The sequence below is a fragment of the Tuberibacillus calidus DSM 17572 genome (genome assembly GCF_000430685.1).
In the GTDB taxonomy this organism is placed as follows: Bacteria; Bacillota; Bacilli; order Bacillales; family Sporolactobacillaceae; genus Tuberibacillus; species Tuberibacillus calidus.
In genome coordinates, this window is the sequence record NZ_AUMM01000086.1 from 1 (window position 1) to 2,306 (window position 2,306).

The following is a 2,306-nucleotide window of genomic DNA, read 5'->3' on the forward strand; positions in this document are numbered from 1 at the left end:
GCATACATTTATGTTAGAGTGCCTTCTCTATTTTTTTCCATCATTTTGCTTCGAGAAATATTTTACACATACATTTAAAATGAGTCAGTCAAGACTTTGTGGGAATTTTTTTGGTTCGCTGAAAATAGATGTAAGTCATAGTTTTAGAATAAAAAACATGTGGGATGATTTCTATTTTTAAATAAATACTCTTTTTGGATTGAATGTTCAATCCAAAAAGAGTATCGTTTCAAGTTTGCATGTTCACGGATATAAAAGCAAAAAATAGGAACGAGATGACCAGGAAAAGAAATATATACTTAATACCTGCTAGAATTCAGTTTGCCCATAAATTCTCAGTCAATGGTATGCTTTTGTCATTAAAAACGTTCAATTGAAGATTCGAACGATGACATGGTTTGACAGAAGTAGAGTGATAAGTGTATTTTGCACAAGATGATGGACTTGTCTCTATTTTACGAATCAACGACGCTACATTATTCCAGTTCATAAATAATTTTTTACTTTCTATTCTAATTTATTGTTTCAAACCTGCTTTTCCAATAACTAAAAGGAGTGATATTTTTTACTCTTCTGGCATCTTACTTAATCGTGCTCTAGAAAGTGTCAAAGCGACTCCAATAGCTATTGTAACTCCCAGTGCGCCTATCCAAGTAACTGAAGAGAGTGATACTTTCTCAACAAAAATACCTCCAATTCCTGCACCAGCCGCCATTGCCAATTGCATTACTGACTGATTTAAGCCTAATAATATACCTGATGATTCTGGCTCGATTGTAGCCAAGTTATATTGTTGTGTTGGTCCCGATGACCATGCAGCAAATGACCATAGTATTAATATTATTAAAACACTAATATAAGAATTTGTTACAAGAGATAATAATATTAACATAATGACGTGTAACGACATTCCACCTAACAATGTTTTTTGAACTCCCCAACGATCTGTACTAAATCCACCAAATTTAGAACCGAATAAACTTGCTATACCAAAGATTAGCAATACACCACTTAAAAGTTTTTCCTCTATTCCTGATACATTTAACAAGTAAGGTGAAAGGTAAGTGTAAGCAATGGAATACCCTCCAAGCCAGAAAAAAGTAATTGCTAATCCAATTGTAACCCTTCTTTTCTTAAGAAGAGCCAACTGTTTAACTAGTCGTACAGGCTTATCACCCTTAATAAGGGGAATAGATGCTCTAATTATTATCATTGCAAGAATTCCCAGCAGTGCTATTCCACCAAAAATAAATTTCCAACCTAATAAACTAGAAATAATTCTTCCAAGAGGTACTCCTATGATTAATGAAGCCGTAAACCCCATAACTACTGTAGCAATAGCGCTACCTTGTTTACCTTCTGGTGCTATCTTTGCAGCGATAGTTAATGCTGTAACAACAACCATCCCTGCCCCGAGTGCCATAACTATTCGAGCTACTACAAATAATCCGTAACCTGGTAGGATGAATGCCAAGATATTACCTATTACGAACAAACCTAATGAAAAAATCATTAATTTACGTCTGTCAATACTAGATGTTATTCCCATAAGAATAGGTGTAAATATTGCATATACAAGTGAGAATATTGTAGTTAATTGACCTGCTGCAGCCAAAGTTATTTCAAGTGAATCTGCAATCGTATCTAAAATTCCCGAAATAATATATTCGGAAGTTCCTACTAAAAAACTAACGATTGCCAAGATATAAATTTTCAAAGTATTAGACATATGATGTCCCTCCATATTCTTATGTTTTTACATCGATATATTGCTAATTATCGATATGTATATTCAAAAAAATATATCGTGAATACTAACGATATATTTAAGCGGAGATGAAATTGAAGCTTCTGAAAGGATTCGAAAGGAACTCCGGTTCACTCAGTTATCTTTTTGCTTTAGAAACTTGGCGGTCCCCTAGAGGTTATTCCCATAAGAATGGGTGTAAATATTGCATATACCAGTAAGAAAATTGTCATTAATTGACTTGCTGTAGCTAAAGTTATTTCAAGTGAATTTGCAATCGTATCTAAAATTCCTGAAACAATATATTGGGAAGTTCCCACTAAAAAACTAACGCTTGCCAAGATATAAATTTTCAAAGTATTAGACAAATGATGTCCCTCCTTATTCTTATGTTTTTACATCGATATATTGCTAATTATCGATATGTTTATTCAAAAAAATATATCGTGAATACTAACGATATATTTAAGCGGAGATGAAACTGAATCCCCCAAACAATGTAAGGAATTCAGCTTCACCCAGTTATCCCTTTTGCTTTAGGAACTCAGCGATCCCATTG

1 protein-coding gene and 1 pseudogene are annotated in these 2,306 nt (G+C 33.5%); both read right to left on the minus strand.

The annotated features are described in order from the left end of the window. Positions 1 to 565: 565 nt before the first annotated feature. On the minus strand, positions 566 to 1,729 hold the full coding sequence (locus H532_RS0113980; protein ID WP_027725975.1) for an MFS transporter: 1,164 nt from the start codon (positions 1,727 to 1,729) through the stop codon (positions 566 to 568). A 191-nt stretch (positions 1,730 to 1,920) separates the two neighbouring features. Continuing rightward, a pseudogene (locus H532_RS0113985) lies at positions 1,921 to 2,115 on the minus strand (MFS transporter); the annotation flags it as partial. Between the last annotated feature and the right edge of the window lie 191 nt (positions 2,116 to 2,306).